Source organism: Corallococcus sp. BB11-1, from assembly GCF_026626625.1.
Classification (GTDB): Bacteria; Myxococcota; Myxococcia; order Myxococcales; family Myxococcaceae; genus Corallococcus; species Corallococcus soli.
This window is the reverse complement of the sequence record NZ_JAPNJY010000042.1, coordinates 129,561-149,982: the sequence shown is the minus strand read 5'-3', so window position 1 is coordinate 149,982 and position 20,422 is coordinate 129,561. Positions and strand designations below refer to the sequence as shown.

The following is a 20,422-nucleotide window of genomic DNA, read 5'->3' as shown; positions in this document are numbered from 1 at the left end:
GCTGCGCGACCTGCGCTCGGCCATCCTGCGCCTGCGCATGGTGCGCGTGGGGGACGTGCTGGAGCGGCTGCCCCTGCTGGTGCGCGGCCTGCGGCGCACCACCGGCAAGGCGGTGCGGCTGGAGCTGGAGGTGGGCGACGCGGAGCTGGACAAGGCCGTGGCGGACCGGCTGATGCCGGCGCTGGTGCACCTGGTGCGCAACGCCGTGGACCACGCGCTGGAGCTGCCGGAGGAGCGGGTGTCCGCGGGCAAGCCCCCGGAGGGCCTGGTGCGCCTGGGCTGCCACGCGCGCTCCAGCGGCCAGCTTGAAATCACCCTGCGCGACGACGGCCGGGGCGTGGACGCGAAGGCGGTGGCGAAGGCCGCGAACGCGCCCGTGCCGGAGTCGGTGGACGGGCTGCTGGACCTGCTGTGCCGGCCCGGCCTGTCCACGCGCCAGGAGGCCACGCGCACCAGTGGCCGGGGCATGGGGATGGACATCGTGCGGCGCATCGTCGTGGAGCAGCTGGGCGGCGAGCTGCGCATGGAGACGCGCAAGGGCGCGGGCACCACCTTCACGCTGCGCGTGCCGCTCACCGTGACGCTGGTGGACGCCATCGTCTTCGAATGCGCGGGCCTCAAGTACGCGGTGGCCGTGGGCACGGTGGAGGAGCTCATCGACGTGGACGCGCTGAAGGTGGTGCGGCCCGCGGGCGCGGACGGCCTGGGGCTGGTGGAGCGGCGGGGCGCGGCGGTGCCGCTGGTGTCGCTGGAGCGGCTGCTGGAGCGGACGGCGCCCGCGCAGGCGGCGGGCCCCCGCGGCACCAAGGCGCTCATCGTGCGGCAGCGCGGTGAGCCCGTGGCGTTCGCGGTGGACCGGCTGCTGGGACAGCAGGAGATCGTCCTGCGGCCGCTGGAGGATCCGCTGGTGCGCGTGCCGGGCGTGGCGGGCGCCACGGACCTGGGGGATGGCCAGCCCACGCTGGTGCTGGACCTGGGCGCGCTGGGCGCGGCCCGCGTGGGCCGCGGGGTGGGCGCCGCGCAGTCGGGAGGGTGGGCGTCATGAGCGTGCTGCACGTGTTGTTCAAGGTGGACGGGACGGAGTACGCGATGCCCGCGGCGGACGTGGTGCAGATGGAGTCCTTCACCGGCGCCACGCCGGTGCCGGGGGCCCCCGCGCACGTGGCGGGGCTGGTGCAGGTGCGGGGCCGGGTCATCCCGGTGGTGGACGCGCGCGCCCGCTTCGGGCTGCCGGCCACCACGGCCACGCTGGATTCACGGGTGGTGGTGGGGCAGCTGGGTGAGCGCACGGTGGGGTTGCTCGTGGACAGCGCGCGCGAAGTCGTGAAGTTGGACCCGCGCACCATCCAGCCGCCTCCGCCCATGGTGGTGGAGCGCGCGAAGGGTTACGTGAAGGCCGTGGCGCAGGTGGGCCCCCGGCTGGTGATGCTCATCGATTTCCCCCGGGTGATGGGGGAGGAGACCGCGGATGTCGACGGACAACGGTAACACCGCCCCCCGCATGGAGGACGCGCGCGCGCTCGCCGAGCGCACCGCCCTCAAGGTGGAGGAGAGCGCGGGCCTGGTGCAGTCCACGGAGGTGCTCGCGTCGCGGCTGGCGTCCGCGGGCAACGAGCAGGCGGCGTCGGGCGAACAGGTGCGCACCGCCATTGAATCCGTGGCCGCCCAGGTGGAGGAGACGAGCGCGGCGGTGCAGTCGCTGGTGCGCAGCCAGCGCGCGATGACCGAATCCGCCCGGGGCGTGCAACTGGAGGCGGAGGCCACCGCGGGCGCGATGCAGGAGGTCTCCGCGTCGGTGACCAGCGTGCGCAAGGACGCCGCGGTGCTGGCCGCGTCGTCGGAGGCGACGGCCTCCACGGTGGAGGAGGTGGCGCGCTCGGTGAAGGGCGTCAGCGCCAACGCGGAGGAGCTGGCCGCCTCCAGCGAGGAGCTGCTCGCGAGCGTGCAGGAGATGAACGCCACGGTGGAGGACCTGGTCGCGCGCAACCAGACGAGCGCCGCCACCACGGAAGAGGTGGCCGCCACCATCGAGGAGATGTCCAAGGGCATCACCCGGCTGTCCGCGGACGCGCAGGGCGTGGGCGAGCGCATGGCGCAGGTGTCCGGCGCCGTGGTGTCGCTGGGCAGGACGCTGCATGAGGTGTCGCGCGACGCGTCCATCATGTCCTCCAGCGTGGAGGAGACGGCCTCCACCACCGAAGAGCTGGCGCGCAGCGTGCGCGGCGTGGCCGACCACGCGCGCACCCTGGAGGCGCACACCTCCACCACCGCGTCCACCGTGCAGGAGGTGGCCGCCAGCGTGGAGGAGGTGGCCGCCACGGCGGAGAAGAACGCGGCCGTGGTGGACGCCAACGCGGCCACCATCGAACAGCTGGCGCGCTCCGCGCAGGCGGTGGCCCGCGCCGCGGACAGCATCAACGGCCTGGCGTCCACCAGCGCCACCGCGTCCGCGCAACTGGAGACCTCCACGCGCCGCGCGGCGCAGATGACGGAGGAGGCGCGCCTGGCCGCGGAGCGCGTGGGCGCCAGCGCGCGCGAGGGCGGCGTCACGGTGGCGCGCTCCATCACCGGCTTTGGCCGCATCCGTCAGTCCATCGTGGAGTCGTCCGGGGTGATGAAGGAGATGGGCCGCCGCGCCGAGGAGATTGGCGACATCGTGCAGACCATCAACCTCATCGCGGACCGCACGAACCTGCTGTCCCTCAACGCCAGCATCGAGGCGGCGCGGGCGGGCGAGCACGGCCGGGGCTTCGCGGTGGTGGCGGAGGAGATCCGCGCCCTGGCGGACCGGGCGGCGGCGGCCAGCGCGGACGTGGCCAAGATTGTCCGGGGCCTCCAGACGACGGCGCGCGAGGCGGCCGTGGCCACCGGGGAGGGTGTGCGCGCGGCGGACGAGGGCGCGGCGCTGGCCGGGGACGCGGAGAAGGCCCTGGGCACCATCCTCAAGGGCGTGGAGGAGCTGGGCCAGAACGTGCGCGAGGCGTCGCGCGCGTCGGCGGAGCAGGTGCAGGCGGTGCAGTCGCTGGCCCAGGCCACGGCCAAGGTGAGCGAGCAGGGCCGCGTCATCGCGGCGTCCGCGACGGAGCAGGCGCAGGCCGCGCAGGCGCTGGCCCAGGGCGGCACGGAGATGCGGCGCATGGCGCGGCAGACGACGCAGGCCACGGCGGACCAGGCCAAGGCGCTGCGCGACGCGGTGCGCTCCAACACCCAGCTGGCGGAGGTGGCGCAGAAGGTGTCGCGCGCGGTGCAGGAGCAGGCCGCGGCGGCCACGGACCTGGCCAAGGGCGCGGTGCAGATGCGGCAGCTGGTGCAGGGCGTGAGCGGCGCGGTGGCGGCGCAGGGCCAGCAGGTGTCCGCGCTGGGCGCGGTGGCGCAGGAGGTGACGTCCTCCACGCAGCGCGCGCTCACCGGCATCGCCGAACAGGCCAAGGCCGCGCAGGAGGTGGCGCGCGCCATGGACGGCGCGCGCAAGGAGGTGGTCCAGTCCACCCGCGCGATGGTGGAGCAGGGCCGCGCCCTCAAGCAGGGCGAGGTGGCCACCCGCCAGGTGGCGAAGCTCGCGCAGGAGGTGACGCGCGCCACGGAGGAGCAGGCCCAGGCGCTGAACACGCTGGTGCGCGGCGCGGAGGAGGTGCGCCGGGTGGCCAGGACGACGTCGCGCGCGCTGGACGAACAGACGGAGGCGCTGGCCGCGCTGGCCACGTCGGCGACGAAGCAGGCCACGGGGGTGGCGGCCGTGGCCAAGGTGGCCCAGGAGCAGGCCACGGTGACGGAGCAGTTGGGCCGGTCCGTGGAGGAGATGCGTGGCCGCTCGCGGGAGATCGCCGTCACCACGGCCCAGCAGGCGCGCACCACGTCCGTCACCGCCCAGGAGGTGAAGGAGGTGGCGGGCCGGCTGGGGCAGCTCGCCAGGCTTCACGGTGAGCAGGTGGAGGGGCTGGCGCACCTGACCGGACTGCTGGGTGGCAAGGACGCGGCCGCGTCCCGTTCTCCCCGGGAGCAGAAGGCGTGACGACGAATTCGACCGTGCGGCAACACCCCCTCACGCTGTCCGCGGACGACCGCGCGCGGGTGGAGGAAGTGGAGCAACTGGCGCGCCGGGGCGCCTCCAGCCTGCCGGCGCTGGTGGCCGGCCTGGACGCGCCGTCCTGGGCGGTGCGCCGCGCCGTGGTGTCCGCGCTCGCGCGCGTGGGCACCCCGGCGGTGCAGCCGCTGTGCGACGTGCTGACCCAGCGGCGGGACAACGAGGCGCGCATCGCCGCGGCGGTGGACGCGCTGGTGGCCGCCTCCGGCGACGTGGAGGGGCCGGTGGAGGCGCTGGGGGATGACGCCAACCCGGCCATCGTCTGCGACGCCGCCCAGGTGCTGGGCCGCCGCCGCAGCCGCCAGTCGGTGCCGCTGCTGGCGCGGCTCACGGTGCACTCGGACGACAACGTGGCGGTGGCCGCCATCGAGGCGCTGGGCCGCATTGGCGGCGGCGCGGCGGTGGACGCGCTCCTGGCGTCGCTGGGCAGCGGCAACTTCTTCCGCATCTTCCCCGCCATCGACGTGCTGGGCCGCTCGGGCGACCCCACGGTGGTGCCGGCGCTGATGGCGCTGCTGGCGGATCCGTTCTACGCCCTGGAGGCCTGCCGGGCCCTGGGCCGCACCGGCCAGGAGGCCGCGGTGCCCGCGCTCGTGGGCCTGCTCCAGCGCGGCAACGACGCGCTGGTGCGCGTGGCGGCCGTGGCGCTGGTGGAGATCCACGACGCCCAGGTGGCGCGCTTCGGCGGCGCGCGCACGGTGCCGTCGGTGCTGCGCTCCACGTCGACGGACGCGCACCCCATCGGGCGCAGGCTGGCCCAGGTCATCTCCGGCGCGGACGCGGCGGAGAAGACCGCGCTGGCGCGCCTGCTGGGCTGGGTGGGCGGCGCGGACGCGGCGGCGGGGCTCTTGAAGCTGCTGGACTCGCAGGACCTGGGCGTGTCGCGCGCGGCCGCGGCGGCGCTGGGGGAATTGGGCGCGGAGGCGGACGCGCAGATCCTCCAGTCCCTGCGCGAGGGTGACAGCACCCGTCGCCGGGTGCTGCTGCCGCTGGTGGGCAAGCGCTCCGCGGCGGTGCCGGACGTGCTCCTGTGCCTGGAGGACCGGGACGCGATGGTGCGCGCGCTGGCGGCGGAGACGCTGTCGCGCATCGGTGACACGTCCGCGGTGCCGGCCCTCTTCGCGCGGCTGTCGGACGAAGACCCGCGCGTGGCGCAGGCGGTGGTGGGCGCCATCCAGTCGCTGGGCAGCGAGGCGACGGAGACGCTGGCGCTGGAGGCGGCGCGCTCGGCGGACACGCGCCAGCGCCGGGCGGCGCTGCGCATCGTGGCCTACTTCGGCTATCCGCGCGGCCTGGACGCGCTGCTCCTGGCCATGCGGGACCCGGACGAGCGGCTGCGCGACGCGGCCATCTACGGCCTGCCCTTCATCGACGACCCCCGAGCGGTGGACGCGCTGCTGTCCGCCGCCAGCCACGAATCCGAGCGCACGCGCGCCACGGCGATGCGCGCGCTGGGACAGACGGACAAGCAGGCGCGCATCACCTCCACGCTGCTGGGCGGGTTGAACGACCGCGACCCGTGGGTGCGCTACTACGCGTGCCAGGCGTTGGGGAAGCTCAACGAGGAGGCGGCCGCGGACGCCATCGTCGCGCTCGCCGACGACGACGCGGGCCAGGTGCGCGTGGCGGTGGTGGACGCGCTGGCGCACCTGCACACGGAGAGCGCCATGGCGGCGCTCCGGCGGGCGGCCTCGTCCACGGACGTGGACGTGCGCCGCGCGGCCCTGCTGGGCCTGGGCGTGGCCCGGCGCCCGGACGCGCTGCCCGTCCTGCTGGAGGCGGTGCACTCGGACGACCCGGCCACGCGGCTGGTGGCCCTGTCGGCGGTGGCGGAGTACGACGCCCCGGAGACGCTGCCCGCGCTCCTGCGGGCGGCCGGGGACCGCGACGACAGCGTGCGCAGCGCGGCGGTGGGCTTCCTCGCCACGCGCACCGGGCAGCACGCCACGCAGTCGCTGGTGTCGCTGCTGGGTGACGTGATGCTGCGCGAGCAGGTGGTGGGCGCGCTGGCGCTGCCGGTGGACGGGCGGCTCGCCGGGTTGCTGGCCGCGCTGGAGGTGGCGGATGACGCGACCGCGCCCCTGCTGGTGGCGGCGCTCGCGAGGATGCGCCGGGCGGACGCGCGGGCGGCGCTGATGCAGGCGCTGGCCGGGGCGAGCCCCGCGGGACGGCGCGCGTCCGCGCCCGCGGTGGCGGCGCTGGGCACGGTGGAGGCGCGCGAGGCGCTGGACCGGGCGGCCCACCGCGACGAGGACCCGGACGTGCGCAGGGCCTGCCTGCTGGCGCTGGGGCGTTGAGAGCACCCTGACCATGACCGCGCTGCCGCTGTCCCCGCAGGTCTTCACCATCCTCGCGATGCTCATCGAGCAGCGCGCGGGGCTGCACTACGGCCCGGAGGACCGGGACCTGCTGGCGGAGAAGGTGTCGTCGCGGGCGCTGGATGCGGGCTTCGACTCGCTGCTCGACTACTACTACTTCCTCCGCTACGACCCGCGGGGGAACGCGGCGCTGGACGCGCTGGTGGACTCGCTGCTCGTCCACGAGACGTACTTCTTCCGCGAGGCCCCGTCGCTCCAGGTGCTGGTGGACGAGGTGCTGGTGCCCGCCGCCCGCGCCGGCAAGCGCCCCCGGGTGTGGTGCGCGGCGTGCGCCACCGGCGAGGAGCCCCTCACGCTGGCCATGATGCTGGACGCGAAGGGCGTGCTGGGGGACGTGTCGCTCCTGGCCACGGACCTGAGCGTCCGGGCGCTGGAGCGGGCGCGGACGGGGGAGTACAACCTGCGCTGCCTGCGCGCGCTGCCCAAGGGGGTGGAGGGCCGCTGGCTGGACGTCGTTGAGGGCCGCCCCCGCGTGCGGCCGGAGCTGGTGGCCGCGGTGGAGTGGAGGGCGCTGAACCTGCTGGACACCGCGAACTTCCCGGCGCCGGAGAGCTTTGACGCCATCCTCTGCCGAAACGTGCTCATCTACTTCCAGGACGACACCGCGCGACGCGTGGTGGACGGCCTCACCCGGGTGCTCAAGCCGGGGGGGCAACTCTTGGTGGGTACGTCGGAGTCCCTGATGCGTTTCGGCACGGCGCTGCACTGCGAGGAACGGCGCGGCTCGTTCTTCTATCTGAAGGAAGGGTCATGACGCCGCCGGTGCCCCTGCGGGTGCTGGTGGTGGACGACTCGGCCTTCGCGCGCAAGGTGCTGCGCAAGGTGCTGTCGGACGCGGAGGGCCTGGAGGTGGTCGGCACCGCGCGTGACGGGCTGGACGCGCTGGAGCGGGTGGCGGAGTTCAAGCCGGACGTCATCACCCTGGACCTGGTGATGCCGGCGCTGGACGGGCTGGGCCTGCTCAAGGCGCTCGCGGGCATGCCGGACGCGCCGCGCGTGGTGGTGGTGAGCAGCGCTGGCACGGACAGCGAACTGGCGGTGGCCGCGCTCCAGGCGGGCGCGGTGGAGCTGGTGCACAAGCCCACGGCGCTCGCCACCGAGCGGCTCTACGAGCTGGGCGCGGAGCTGGTGGAGAAGGTGCGCATCGCGGGCCGGGCCATGCCGCGCTACGTCCAGGAGGAGGCGCGGGACGCCGCCGTCCGCGCCGCGCGCACGGGGACCGGGGCGTCCCCGAAGCTGCTCGCGGTGGGCACGTCCACGGGCGGGCCGCAGGCGCTGACGCGGCTGTTGTCGGCGCTGCCCCGGGACTTCCCGGCGCCGGTGGTGCTCGCGCTGCACATCCCCGCCGGCTACACGGAGGCGGTGGCGAAGCGGCTGGACACGCAGAGCGCGCTGGAGGTGGTGGAGGCGCGCGACGGGCTGGAGCTGGTGCCGGGCCGCGTGGTGCTGGCGAAGGCGGGGATGCACCTGAAGGTGGAGCGGCGCGGGGCGCTGGACCTGGTGCGCCTGGACCGCCAGCCGCTGGGCACCCCGCACCACCCCTCCGTGGACGTGCTCTTCCAGAGCGTGGCGGTGGGGTGGGGCCGGGACGCCGTGGCGCTGGTGCTCACCGGCATGGGCGACGACGGCCTCGTGGGCGCCCGCGCGGTGCGCGCCGCGGGCGGCGTGGTGCTCACGGAGGCGGAGTCGTCCTGCGTGGTGTACGGCATGCCCCGCGTGGTGGACGAAGCGGGCCTGTCCCAGGGCAGCGCGCCGCTGGACGGGCTGGTGCCCCTGCTGGAGCGCTTCATCCGCTGAAGGCCCGTGCGCCGGCCTCAGGGCTGGTGCGCGGGAGGCGGCGGGGGCGGCTCCGGCGGCGGGCCCTTCTTGGGGGGCGCGCGGCGCGGCAGCGTCACGGTGAAGGTGGTGCCGTCCGCCTCGGTGGAGGCGACCTCGATGGTGCCCCCGTGCGCGTGGACGATTTCGCGCACGATGTAGAGCCCCAGGCCGTAGCTCATCTTCAGGGTGCGCGTCGTCTGCGGGCCCTGGCGGAAGGGCTCGAAGAGGTGGGGCAGCAGGGCCTCCGGGATGGGGCGGCCCTGGTTGTGGACCTCGATGATGACCTTGTGGCGCAGGCCGCGCGTGACCAGACGCACGGGCGCCTCCGGCGGGCCGTACTTGAGGGCGTTCTCCACCAGGTTGGACACCACCTGGGCCAGCCGGTCCGGGTCCCACTGGCCCTGGGTGTTGCCCTTGTGCTCCAGGACGATGTGGCGCTTGGGGAAGGCCACGCGGAACTCGTGCGCCACCTTGCCCAGCAGCTCCTGGCTGTCGGTGCCGCGCGGCTCGATGACGACGCCGCCCACCAGCCGCGCGCGGGTGAAGTCCAGCAGCAGGCGCGTCAGCCGCTCGATGCGCACGGCCGCGGTGGCGATGCGCTGGCTGGTGCGCGCCGTCTCCTCCGCGGGGCCACCGGCCGCGAGCACGCGCGACCAGTTCATGATGGCGCCCAGGGGGCTGCGGATGTCGTGGCTGATGATGCCCATCAGGTGCTCCTGGAATTCGGAGTGCCTGCGCACCTCTTCCTCGGCCCACCGGCGCTGGGTGATGTCGCGGCTGATGCCGAAGAAGCCGAACACCTGGCCCTCCGGGTCGCGCAGCGGGCCCTTGGTGGTCAGCCACACGCGCACGCCGTCGGGGCCCTTCTGCTCGTCCTCGTAGGTGAGGGGGTGGCCGGCCTCCAGCACGTCCTGGTCGTGCTGGCGGTTGACGGCGGCCTCGTCGGCGGGGAACAGCTCCGCGTCGGCGTGGCCCAGCACCTCCTCCACGGTGCGGCCCAGGGCGCGCGCGCCCGGGGAGTTGATGACCTGGAAGCGGCCCTGGAGGTCCTTGATATAGATGGCGTCGGTGGTGCCCTCCATCACGGCCTGGAAGAGCTGGACCACGCGCTGCAGTTCGTGGCGGAGCTGGGACTCCTGGGTGATGTCGCGGCAGTGCACCAGCAGGGCGCCCTCCACGGGGCGCGCGCTCACGTCGAAGCACAGGCTGCCCGCGGGCCAGCGGTGCTCGTAGCGGACGGCGGGCTGCTCGGTGGCGGGGGCGTCCAGGCGCAGGTGCGTGCCCAGGTCGAGCAGGTCCGTCACCTGCTTGCGCGCGTCGTCGCCCGGCTGGGCGCAGCCCGCGAGCAGCTCGCGCATGCGGGGGCTCAGGTAGGTGACGTGCCAGCCGGCGTCCACGGCGAGGAAGGCCTCGGGCAGTCCGTCCAGCAGCGCGAGCAGGCCCAGGCCGGACGCACCCGGCGCGGACGGGGCGGGAGGTCGGGAACGCGGGCTGGCGGGAACGTGGGCCATCGTCGTTTCGGTGGGGGAACCGGTGTCCCTTCTAGGGATGGAACACGAAAGGGTGGGGGCGCGTGTCCGGCATCAGGAGGGGGACACGGCGGCAGGAGGACGGAGGGTGTCCCAACAAGCCCCTACGGGGGAGCCGGTCGGGTGGATCTCCGGGGAGGAGAATCCCCCGGGATGAAACGGGTCGGGTGGATTCCTGTCGCCCGCATTCCACGCGAGGTCGTCCGCGAGACATCCGACGTGGGGCTGGAAGGAGGAAGGGCGCATCCGTCCAGAACCATACTCCGCTCGCGATGAAGCGGGTGGCCTTGGACCGAGGGGAAACCCTGCTTCCGCCCCGCTCGCCCCTCCCTCTGCCCCCGGCCGTGCGCTGGTGGTGGAGGGTTGTGACAGGAGTGGATGAAGACCCTCCCTGCGCCACGGGGGGCGGTCAAGCAAGCCGGATGGGGGCCGGTGAAACCCGGGTCAGGGATGCCGCTGGAACCGCCGCCCGATGGAGAGCAGCCGCTGCGTTCGGACGTCCACGGCGTAGAGCACGACTTCCTGGAGGGGCTTGCCCGAGGTGGCCTCTACCGACTCGTTGGGATCCGGAGGACAGCGCTGAACATCGACGGTGAGCTGGACCAGCACGACGCCTTCGGGGCCGGGGGCGGCGGTCACGTCGTAGGAGTCGCGCCGGTCAAGGCACGCGGGCTGAGCGGAGGGCGGCGCCTCCCATGGCAGGAAGTGCTCCAGGGCGAGCTGGATGGCGGCGGCCGTGTTGCCATCAAGGCGGACCAGGCCCTGGAGGGGCAGCTCCTCGGGGAAGGTGAAGCTCACGGCCTGGGCCTGGGATGCGCCGGGCTGGACCGCGACGATGCGCCCTTGTCGTGGATCCACGGCATAGGTGGACCCCATGTCCAGGACCGGGCCCTCTTCGATGCATGCGCCCGGGCTCAAGGAGAAGCGGACCAGGACGAGGCCGTCCGTCGAAGGCGCTGCCTGCACGTCGAACGACTGACGTTGATACAGGCACGCTTCGACCGGATCGCTCCCTCGGTGAGGCTTCGTACCGCGCGGCCGGAAGTCCTCCATGGCGAGCTGGATGGCCGCGGCCACCGTCGCGGGCACCACGACTTGTTCCGACGCAGCGATGCTGGCGGGGAACTTGAACCATGCTGCCTCCGAGGCGGGGACGCGCAATGGAAGCGGTGGGCGTGAGGCGCAGCCTCCGAGCAGCACACAGAGAAGAAGGAGCGTGGGCCTCAAGACATGCGCTCGCGGTCGGGACACGGAAGTCTCATGGCTCCTCCATCGCGGTGATGCGCCCGGAGGCCTTGTCCTGGGGAAGGATGCTCCCCACGCGTTTCCAGCGCCGCCCTTCACGGACATAGACTTCTCCTGGCAGGTCGTCGTCCGCATGCGGAACCAGTTTGTGGATGATGCAGTGGGTGTCGAATTGGATCCGCAGCGAGTACCACTGAGTATCCGCCCTCCTGTCCTCCGAGGAGAAGCTGGATGGGAACCAGGGGTGGCTGTGGAAGTCGGCGACGATGGAGGCCCTGCCCCGTGGATCCCGGACCTGCATGGGAGGCCGGCAGGACTTCCGTCGGCTCGCGCCCACCTGCACCCGCTGGGCGAGGGGAGAGGGATTGCTCGCGTAGTAGGTGCCCTGGCCCAGGCTGTAGATGACGCCGCAGTACTCCAATCCATAGTCACCCAGCGTCGCCGCGGGCAGCGTCATGATGGCGGGACAGAGTTGATCAATGACCTCATCAATGTCCGACGAAGGCTGGATGCGCTCCCAGGGGCCGCGCGCCCATACCCGCTTGGAGTCAGCATCCGTGAAGCCGTAATCGTTTCCTCCCTGCTGGGCGCCACTGCTGCCAGAGCAACCTGACAGCAGGGCACAGAGTGTCAGTCCAGTTCGCAGTCGCGGTGAAAAGCGCAACATGATGGTCACACTCGCAGAAAGGCAATGCGAGAAAGACTAGAACTCGCGTGGAGGCTTGGCAAGCGGTCCTCCCGGCGTGCCCCGCTCAGGGCTTCTTCGCGTCCTTGGCATCCCCGTCGCCGCGCTCCAGCTTGCGGTAGAGCGTCTTGCGGTCCACGCCCAGGATGCGCGCCGCGAGCGTCCGGCTTCCCCCCACCGCCTCCAGCACGCGGTGGATGTAGCGGCGCTCCAGCTCCTCCAGCGTCACCAGCTCCGACGGGTCCGTGTTCTCCGGCACCACGCGCGGCGTGCTGTAGTTGCGCACGCGCTCCGGCAGGTCATCCACCGTGAGCTGCTCGAAGGACGTGAGCGCCACCGCGCGCTCGATGCAGTTCTGCAGCTCGCGCACGTTGCCCGGCCACCCGTACGCCAGCAGCCGCTGCGCCGCGGCCGGGGACAGCCCGACCACCCGCTTGCCCGTGCGCGACGCGAACTGTTCGATGAAGCGCTGGGACAACAACAGCACGTCATTGCCTCGCGCGCGCAGCGGCGGCAGCTCGATGCCGATGACGTTGAGCCGGTAGTACAGGTCCTCGCGGAAGCGCTCCTCCTCCACCGCCAGCTCCAGGTCGCGGTTCGTCGCCGCGACGATGCGCGCATCGAACGGCGTCTCCGTGTCCCCTCCCACCGGGCGCACCACGCGCTCCTGCAACGCCCGCAGCAGCTTCGGCTGGAGCGTGAGGGGCAGCTCCCCCACCTCGTCCAGGAACAGCGTGCCGCCGTGCGCCTTCACGAACAGGCCCGTGCGCGCCGCCTTCGCGTCCGTGAAGGCGCCCTTCGCATGGCCGAACAGCTCGCTCTCCAGCAGCTGCTCCGGCATCGCCGCGCAGTTGATGGCCACGAACGGCCCGTCCTTGCGCCGCCCCCGCGCGTGGAGCGCCCGGGCGGCCACCTCCTTGCCGGTGCCGCTCTCCCCGGTGATGAGCACCGTGGCGTCCACGTCCGCCACGCGGTCGATGAGCGCGTACGCCTGCTTGAGCGCGGGGCTCTCACCCACCAGCGCGCCGTCGTCCTCGCGCGCATCCAGCGCCTGCCGCAGCCGGCGCACCTCCGCGCGCAGGGCGCGGTGCTGCACGGCGCGCTCCAGCACCAGCACCAGCGCGTCCAGGTCGACGGGCTTGGTGATGAAGTCGTAGGCGCCCGCGCGGATGGCGGCCACCGCCGTCTCCAGGCTGCCGAACGCCGTCACCACCACCACGGGGATGTCCGGCCGGTTGAGCACGATGCGCTCGCACAGCGCCAGCCCGTCCATGCCGGGCATGCGCAGGTCCGTGAGCACCGTGTCGAAGTCCTCGGCGGAGAGGCGCTGGAGCGCTTCGTCCGCGGCGGCCACGGCCACGGGCTGGAAGCCCCGGCGCTGGAGGCCCTTCTCCACCAGCACGCGCATCTCTCGCTCGTCTTCGACAATCAGGATGCGGCCTGGCATGCGTGGTCTCCCGGCGGCAGGTAGATGGAGAAACAACTCCCACGGCCGGGCTCGCTCTTCACGTCAATCCACCCTCCGTGGTCCCGCACCATCCCATAGGAGACGGACAGGCCCAGCCCCGTTCCCTCGCCCACGTCCTTGGTGGTGAAGAAGGGCTCGAACACGTGGGGCAGCACGTCCGCCGCGATGCCGCTGCCCTCGTCCTCCACGTCCAGCCGCACCCACGCCTGCTCCTGCCCGCCCACGTCCGCGGGGGGCTTCGCGCGCACCACCTGGGAGCGCACGCGCAGGGTGCCGGGCTTGCCCATCGCGTGCAGCCCGTTCATCACCAGGTTGGTGAGCACCTGCTGGAACTGCCCCGCGTCCACCTCCACCGTGAAGCCCGCGGGCACCTCCTGCGACAGCGTGGCGCCGCGCCTGGTGGCCATGGGCTTGAGCAGCGACAGAGTGCGCTCGGCCAGGAGGGACAGGTCCTCCGGCGCGCGCGACGGGGCCCGCCGCCGCGCGAAGTCCAGCAGTTGGCGGATGATGCCGGTCATGTGCTGCGCCTGCTGGAAGATGATGCGCGCGCACTCGCCCACCTCCTCGCCCTCCGCTTCACCGGAGGACACCATCTTCGCGCGGCCCATGACGACGTTGAGCGGCGTGCCCAGCTCGTGCGCCACGCCGGAGGCCAGCTTGCCCACGGTGGTGAGCCGGTCGGCGTGGCGCAGGTGCTCCACCGTCGAAAGCCGCGCCGCCGTCTCCTCCGCCAGCCGCGCCCGCGTCTCCTCCAACTGTTCGCCCATGCGGTTCATGGCCACCGCCAGCGTCGTCAGCTCGTCGCCCTGCGCGCGCCGCAGCGGCACGCGCGCCGTGAGGTCGCCCTCGCCAATGCGCCCCGCCAGCTGCACCAGCTGCTCCACGGGCTGGCCCACCAGCTTGCGGCCCATGGCCATCGCGGCCAGCAGGAAGAACCCGCTCAGCGCGGCGGTGGCGATGGAGGTGCCCACCACCGTGGTGCGCACGTGCTGCTGCTGCTCGGAGAGCGACTCGGTGATTTCAATGGCGCCCGCACGCCGGCCCAGGAACACCGGCGTGTACGAGCGCAGCACGCCCGGCGTGTGCGTGGTGTCCATCAACCAGCCGTCATGGCCCTTGCGCAGGTTGAGCAGCAGCGTGGCCGGCAGCACCGGCGCGAAGCTGGAGCCGGGCCCGCCATCCAGCCACACCCAACGCAGCCGCACCTGCTCCTGGAAGCGGTTGGCCTGGTGGAGCAGCGTGAGCGCCTCCACCTCGCCCGCCAGCTGCCACGCCTTGCCAATGGACCCGGCGAGCGTGTGACCGAGCAGGCGGTGGTCGTGCTGCATGTCCGTTTCATACCGGGCCAGCTCCCGGTTGACCTGGAACACCTGGAGCCCGGCCATCACCGCGACGGCGAGCAGCACGAGGGCCAGGGTGAATTTGCGGGCGAGCTTCACGGAAGAGACAACCCCCGGTTCGTGCGGGAGGGGAAGGAAACACACGGACCGGGGGGCGACGCTACGAATACCGGACGTGCCGCATCGCGACCGCGGCACTGGCCGGACAGAGAGCATCCGCCGTGCCAGCGGCCCCTCCCGGGGGACGCGTCCGCGAACGGGGCGTTAAGGGCCCGGGCCCCTGGGGCACATTGCCCCGGCGGGGGCAGGATGCCCCGGCGCGCGCGGGGCACGAAGCCTGGGGGCCTGGGAGGCGCCGTGGCATGCGCCGTGCTCCTCCGCCCTGGGATGACGAATGAGCCCTCCCTGAGTGAAGCAGCGCCGCGCCCCCCGCGCATCCTGGTGGCCGAGGACGACGACGCGATGCGCGCGCTGCTGGTGCGCACGCTGGAGCGCGCGGGTTACGGGGTGGTGGAGGTGGAGGACGGCTTCGAGCTGGGGGACTACCTGGCGATGATGCGCGGCCAGGGCGGCACGCTCGAACCCGTGGACCTCATCATCAGCGACGTGCGCATGCCGGGGCGCACCGGCCTGGAGGCGCTGGAGCGGCTGCGCGGCCAGGGCGTGTCTTGCCCGGTGCTGCTGCTCAGCGCCTTCGCGGACGCGGAGACCCACGAGGAGGCCCGCCGGCTGGGCGCCCGGCAACTGCTGGACAAGCCCGTGGACCTGGACGTGCTGAAGGCCGCGGTGCGCGAGGCCGTGCGGCACTGACTACGACGGCGTGCCCGGGCCCACCTGGGGCGCCGCGGGCAGCGGCTGGCCGCTCAGCTCGGCGTGGAGCCGCTCGCGGTCCAGCTCGTTCTCCCAGGCGGAGACGACCAGGGTGGCGACGCCGTTGCCAATGAAGTTGGTGAGCGCTCGCGCCTCGCTCATGAACCGGTCGATGCCCAGGATGAGCGCCAGGCCCGCCACCGGCACCGCCGGCACCACCGCGAGCGTGGCGGCCAGGGTGATGAAGCCCGCGCCCGTGACGCCGGAGGCGCCCTTGGACGTGAGCATCGCCACGCCCAGCAGCGTGGCCGTCTGGGTGAAGGTGAGCTCCACGTTGAGCGCCTGGGCCACGAACAGCGCCGCCATGGTCAGGTAGATGTTGGTGCCGTCCAGGTTGAACGAATAGCCGCTGGGCACCACCAGCCCCACCACGGACCTGGAGCAGCCCAGCCGCTCCAGCTTCTGCATCAGCGGCACCAGCGCGGACTCCGAGGACGACGTGCCCAGCACCAGCAGCAGCTCCGCGCGGATGTAGCGCAGGAAGCGCAGGAGGGAGAACCCGGTCAGCCGCGCGATGGGCCCCAGCACCGCCAGCACGAAGAGGACGCACGCCAGATAGAAGCAGCCCATGAGGCGCATGAGCGGGCCCAGGCTGCTGATGCCGTAGGCCCCCAGCGTGAAGGCCATGGCGGCGCCCGCGCCGATGGGCGCCAGCCGCATCACCATGCCAATCATGTGGAAGAAGGCCTTGGACAGCGCCTCGAAGAGGACGACCACCGGCTTCGCCGCGGGGCCAATGGCCGTCAGCGAGAACCCGAACATCAGCGCCAGCAGCAGCACCTGGAGCAGGTCCCCGCTGCCGGTGAAGGCGTCCACGAAGGTGCGCGGGATGAGGTGCAGCAGGAACCCGATGGTGGACTGGTCATGCGCCTGCTGGGCGAAGCGCGCCACCGCGCTGGCGTCCAGCGTGCGCGGATCCACGTTGAAGCCCGCCCCCGGCTTGAGCACCGTCACCACCACGGCGCCAATGATGAGCGCGAACGTGGAGACGACCTCGAAGTAGAGCAGCGCCTTGCCGCCCACGCGGCCCACCTTCTTCATGTCCGCCACGTTGGCGACGCCCAGCACCACGGTCAGGAAGATGACCGGGGAGATGAGCATCTTCACCAGCGAGATGAACCCATCCCCCAGCGGCTTGAGCTTCACCGCCGTGGCGGGCGCGAAGTGGCCCAGCAGGCCCCCGGCGAAGATGGCCGCCAGCACCCACAGGTAGAGGCGAGAGGGGGGCTTCGGGTGCGCCGCGTCGGAGGTGTCGGGAGTGTCGGAAGCCATGTGGGGGTCCTCAGGCCGACTTCTGCTCGGCTTCGTCCTTCTCGAAGAGCAGCTCCAGCTCCTGGCGGCCGCGGGCGATGACCTCCATCATCTTCTTCTCGTCCTTGAAGACCTTGGACGTCTCCACCATCAGCGACTCGTCGTGTTCGCGGAAGCGCTCCACGGTGCGGCGGGCCTCCGTGAAGGTGAGGCCCAGGGCCTGGAGCACGTCGCTGGACATGACGAGGCTCGCGTCGAACGTCTCACGCACCAGGTTCGTGACGCCCAGCTCCATGAGCTTGTAGGCGTGCTCGCGGTTGCGCGCCCGGGCGAAGAGCTTCAGGTGCGGGAAGTGCTCCTTCACCATCTGCGCGGTGCGCAGGGACGCGGCCATGTCGTCGATGGCGATGACGAACACCCGGGCCTTGTCCGCGCGGGCGGCGCGCAGGAGGTCCAGCCGGGATGCGTCGCCGTAGAACACCTGGTTGCCGAAGCGCTGGATGAAGTCGATGTGCTCCGCGCTCGCGTCAATGGCGGTGAACCCGATGCGCCGCGCCCTCAGCAGGCGGGCCACCACCTGCCCCACGCGGCCCATGCCGGCGATGATGACCGGGTGGTCCTGGTCCGGGGACACGTCGTACTCGCGCTGGGGGCCCTTCTTCTGGAAGCGCGGCGCCACCCAGCGCTCGTGCACGATGGACAGGAACGGCGTCACCGCCATGGACAGGCCCACCACCAGCACCAGCAGGTCCGCCCGCGGCCGGTCCATGACGTGGAAGGACACCGCCAGCGAGAACAGGACGAAGGCGAACTCACCGCCCTGCGAAATCACCACCGCCAGGCTCAGCGCGGAGCCCGGCTTCCGCAGCCCCACGCGCCCCAGGCCGTACAGCACCAGCGCCTTGAGGAAGGTCAGGCCCAGCACCAGCGCCAGCACGCGCAGGGGCTCGCGCGCGAGCAGCTCCAGGTTCACCGACATGCCCACGGCGATGAAGAACAGGCCCAGCAGCAGGCCCTTGAAGGGCTCGATGTCCGCTTCCAGTTCGTGGCGGTACTCGGACTCCGACAGCAGCACGCCGGCGAGGAACGCGCCCAGCGCCATGGACAGCCCCACCGCGCTCACCAGCGACGCGGTGCCCACGACGACGAGCAGCGCCGTCGCGGTGAACAGCTCCTGGCTGTGCACGGACGCCACCGCGCGGAACACCGGGCGCAGCAGGTAGCGGCCCGCCAGCACCACCAGCACCACCACGCCCACGGCCTTCAAGGTCATGAGCCAGCCGGGCTCCGTGGACGGCATGTCGGCGCGGCCCAGCAGCGGCAGCGCGGCCAGCAGCGGAATCACCGCCAGGTCCTGGAACAGGAGGATGCCGAAGGCGAGCTGGCCGTGCTCGGAGGTGAGCTGGTTCTTCTCCGCCAGCAACTGGAGCGCGAACGCGGTGGAGGACAGCGACAGGCCGAAGCCGGCGATGATGGCCGCGCCCCAGGACAGGCCCAGCGCCCGGCCCGCGCCCGCCAGCAGCAGGCCCGTCAGCACCACCTGCGCGCCGCCCATGCCGAACACCGACCGGCGCAGGTTCCACAGGCGCGAGGGCTGCAACTCCAGCCCGATGACGAACAGCAGCAGCACCACGCCCAGCTCCGCGATGTGGAGGATGTTCTCCACGTCGGAGATGAGGCCCGCGCCATGGGGCCCGATGGCCGCGCCCGCCGCCAGGTAGCCCAGCACCGAGCCCAGCCCCAGCTTCTTGAAGAGGGGCACGGCGACCACGGTGGCGGCCAGGAACACCAGCGCCTGATGCATGAAGGACATAAGGCGCACTGCATGGCACGGCTTGACCGACGGCGGCAACTGGGGTCCCGGATGCCTGCCCGGGGAGGCCCGGGCCGTCAGGACTGGAGGGGAGGAGCGTGCCGGGAGGCGCTCCGGCCGTCCTCAGTGCTCGTAGGTGTCGCGCGGGCGCGCCAGGGGCAGGCCGGCCGGGGGCGTGATGGTGACGGGCGCGCCCAGGTGCGCCACGGGCAGCGTGAAGGTGAAGACGCTGCCGGTGCCCAGGGTGCTCTCCGCGCGGATGCTGCCGCCGTGCGCCTCGACGAGCCCCTTGGCGATGGCCAGCCCCAGGCCGGTGCCCCGGCTGGCCGCGTCGCGCGCCTGCCAGTAGCGGTCGAAGATGTGCGGCAGCGCGTCCGGGGCGATGCCGTTGCCGGTGTCGCGCACGTCGAAGGACACCTCCGCGCCCCGCGTCGCCGCGCGCACCGCGAGCGTGCCGCCCGGCGGGGTGAACTTCACCGCGTTGCCCAAGAGGTTGCCCATCACCTGGAGCACGCGGCTGCGGTCGCACTTCACGCGCAGCGCCTCCGGCGGCAGGTCCGCCACCAGGTGCAGCCCCTTGGCCTCCGCCAGCGGCCGGATGGCCTCCAGCGCCTCGGTGGCCAGTGCCATGGCGGGGTGCTCGCCCAGCTCCAGCGGCAGGTGGCCCGCCTCCAGGCGGCCCCAGTCCAGCAGGTCGGAGATGAGCCGCGACATGCGCTCGGCCGCGTCGTTGATGCGGTTGGCCTGCTTCGCCACCGCCTCGCCGCCCGGCTTGCCCGCGGTGCCGCGCAAGAGCAGCGCCGCGCCCAGCTGCACCACGCCCAGCGGGTTCTTCAGGTCGTGCGACACCACCGCCAGCAGGTCCTCGCGAGCGCGGGCCGCCCGGCGCGACTCACCCACCAGCCGCGCGTTGTCGATGGCGAGGCTCGCGCGCAGGCACAGGTCCTCCGCCAGCGCCAGGTCGTCCGGGCCGTACCGCCGCCCGGAGCCGGAGCTCACGAACGTCACCGCGCCCAGCGTGTGGCCGCGCGCGCGCAGCGGGATGATCATGTACGAGCGCGCCTGGAGCACCTCCAGCAGCGCCGGGTGCGCGGGCTCCGCCGCCGCCGCGCGCAGCAGCGAGTCCGTCACCGCCGGCACCAGCTCCGGCTCCCCGGTGCGCAGCACGCGCAAGAGGCCCACCGGCGCGTCGTCGCGCAGCTCCGTGCGCGAGGGCAGCGACTTCGCGCGCTCCTGCTGCGTCGGGTCCAGGCAGGCCACCGCGGCGCGGCCCACCCACGGGCCCTGCTCCAGCGCATCCACCAGGCACCAGTCCGCCAGGTCCGGCACCGCCAGATGCGCCAGCAGCGTGTACATGCCCTGCGGATCCGGCGGGTGGGTGAACAGCGTCGTCATCGCCTGGTAGAGGAACGAGCGGCGGCGCTCGGCCGTCTCCACCTCCGCGCGCGAGGCCTGCTCCAGCTCCAGGGCGCGCGAATAGACGGCCTCGGCCTCCGTGAGCGCCCGCGCCGTCACCAGCACGGTGGGCAGCACGTCCTTGGCGGACGCCAGCGGCGTGAGCACCAGCGCGTGCGGCCGCAGCCCCTGCGCTCCCGGCCAGGGGGCCTCCACGGTGGTGGACTCCCGCCGCGTCACCACCCGGACGCGCGCGGACTCCAGCGCGTTGAGGGCCTCCGCGGGCAGGCCCAGCTCGCTCCAGTGACGTCCCGGAAGCTCCCCGGCGTCACGCCCCAGCGCCCGGGCCCCGGCGGCGCTGCACGACATCAACCGACCCGTGCCATCCAGGAGGTAGGCAGGATCAGGGATGGCGGCGAAGACCGCTTCGTAGGCCGGGCCAGTCGTGGGAGCACTCATCAGGAAGAGGGGCGGGGGGAGACCCTATTGGAACCCGATATTGACACTCCGCACCAGGGCCGCCATTCCGCCCGCCGTCGAAGCCGG

The 20,422-nt window shown here is 72.9% G+C and carries 15 protein-coding genes; 7 read left to right on the top strand and 8 right to left on the bottom strand.

Annotated elements, in window-relative coordinates:
* The 6 genes from OV207_RS36320 to cheB form a co-directional block, all read left to right on the top strand.
* On the top strand, positions 1-1,045 hold a 1,045-nt coding region (locus tag OV207_RS36320), incomplete at its 5' end, for a chemotaxis protein CheA (RefSeq protein ID WP_267559669.1).
* Positions 1,042-1,488 (top strand): chemotaxis protein CheW, encoded by a 447-nt coding sequence (locus tag OV207_RS36315; protein WP_267559668.1) that lies wholly within the window; start codon positions 1,042-1,044, stop codon positions 1,486-1,488. The genes OV207_RS36320 and OV207_RS36315, both read left to right, overlap by 4 nt.
* Complete coding sequence (locus OV207_RS36310; protein ID WP_267559667.1) at positions 1,469-4,012, top strand: methyl-accepting chemotaxis protein; 2,544 nt, start codon at positions 1,469-1,471, stop codon at positions 4,010-4,012. The genes OV207_RS36315 and OV207_RS36310 overlap by 20 nt, the downstream gene beginning before the upstream one ends.
* The gene (locus OV207_RS36305) at positions 4,009-6,381 is read left to right on the top strand and encodes a HEAT repeat domain-containing protein (protein ID WP_267559666.1); all 2,373 of its coding nucleotides are present in this window, start codon (positions 4,009-4,011) and stop codon (positions 6,379-6,381) included. Before OV207_RS36310 ends, OV207_RS36305 begins: the two co-directional genes overlap by 4 nt.
* Positions 6,382-6,394: 13 nt before the next feature.
* Positions 6,395-7,216, top strand: coding sequence for a CheR family methyltransferase (locus OV207_RS36300; RefSeq protein WP_267559665.1), 822 nt, complete (start codon positions 6,395-6,397; stop codon positions 7,214-7,216).
* Entirely contained in the window at positions 7,213-8,259 is a 1,047-nt protein-coding gene (gene cheB / locus OV207_RS36295) for a chemotaxis-specific protein-glutamate methyltransferase CheB (protein ID WP_267559664.1), read from the top strand. Before OV207_RS36300 ends, cheB begins: the two co-directional genes overlap by 4 nt.
* A 17-nt stretch (positions 8,260-8,276) precedes the next feature.
* Here the strand turns inward: cheB and OV207_RS36290 are convergent, their stop codons facing one another.
* The 5 genes from OV207_RS36290 to OV207_RS36270 form a co-directional block, all read right to left on the bottom strand.
* Positions 8,277-9,791, bottom strand: a complete 1,515-nt coding sequence (locus OV207_RS36290; protein WP_193349689.1) for a PAS domain-containing sensor histidine kinase — start codon at positions 9,789-9,791, stop codon at positions 8,277-8,279.
* Positions 9,792-10,253: 462 nt separating this feature from the next.
* On the bottom strand, positions 10,254-10,901 hold the full coding sequence (locus OV207_RS36285; protein WP_267559663.1) for a hypothetical protein: 648 nt from the start codon (positions 10,899-10,901) through the stop codon (positions 10,254-10,256).
* Positions 10,902-11,067: 166 nt separating this feature from the next.
* Positions 11,068-11,511 carry a Mov34/MPN/PAD-1 family protein gene (locus OV207_RS36280; RefSeq protein ID WP_267559662.1) on the bottom strand — a complete coding sequence of 148 codons (444 nt, stop codon included), beginning with the start codon at positions 11,509-11,511 and terminating at the stop codon, positions 11,068-11,070.
* Positions 11,512-11,806: 295 nt separating this feature from the next.
* The gene (locus OV207_RS36275) at positions 11,807-13,186 is read right to left on the bottom strand and encodes a sigma-54-dependent transcriptional regulator (protein WP_267559661.1); all 1,380 of its coding nucleotides are present in this window, start codon (positions 13,184-13,186) and stop codon (positions 11,807-11,809) included.
* Positions 13,168-14,646, bottom strand: coding sequence for a sensor histidine kinase (locus OV207_RS36270; RefSeq protein WP_267559660.1), 1,479 nt, complete (start codon positions 14,644-14,646; stop codon positions 13,168-13,170). The genes OV207_RS36275 and OV207_RS36270 overlap by 19 nt, the downstream gene beginning before the upstream one ends.
* Before the next feature lie 288 nt (positions 14,647-14,934).
* Here OV207_RS36270 and OV207_RS36265 point away from each other — a divergent pair, with 288 nt between their 5' ends.
* Entirely contained in the window at positions 14,935-15,357 is a 423-nt protein-coding gene (locus OV207_RS36265; protein ID WP_193350025.1) for a response regulator, read from the top strand.
* On the opposite strand, the gene OV207_RS36260 is transcribed toward OV207_RS36265, so the two are convergent.
* From OV207_RS36260 to OV207_RS36250, 3 genes are all read right to left on the bottom strand, one after another.
* Positions 15,358-16,689: a dicarboxylate/amino acid:cation symporter gene (locus OV207_RS36260; RefSeq protein WP_267559659.1), complete on the bottom strand. Its 1,332-nt coding sequence runs from the start codon at positions 16,687-16,689 to the stop codon at positions 15,358-15,360. It abuts the gene before it with no gap.
* Positions 16,690-16,699: 10 nt separating this feature from the next.
* Positions 16,700-18,481 carry a monovalent cation:proton antiporter-2 (CPA2) family protein gene (locus OV207_RS36255; protein WP_267559658.1) on the bottom strand — a complete coding sequence of 594 codons (1,782 nt, stop codon included), beginning with the start codon at positions 18,479-18,481 and terminating at the stop codon, positions 16,700-16,702.
* 123 nt (positions 18,482-18,604) lie between these two features.
* The gene (locus OV207_RS36250; RefSeq protein WP_267559657.1) at positions 18,605-20,335 is read right to left on the bottom strand and encodes an ATP-binding protein; all 1,731 of its coding nucleotides are present in this window, start codon (positions 20,333-20,335) and stop codon (positions 18,605-18,607) included.
* Between the last annotated feature and the right edge of the window lie 87 nt (positions 20,336-20,422).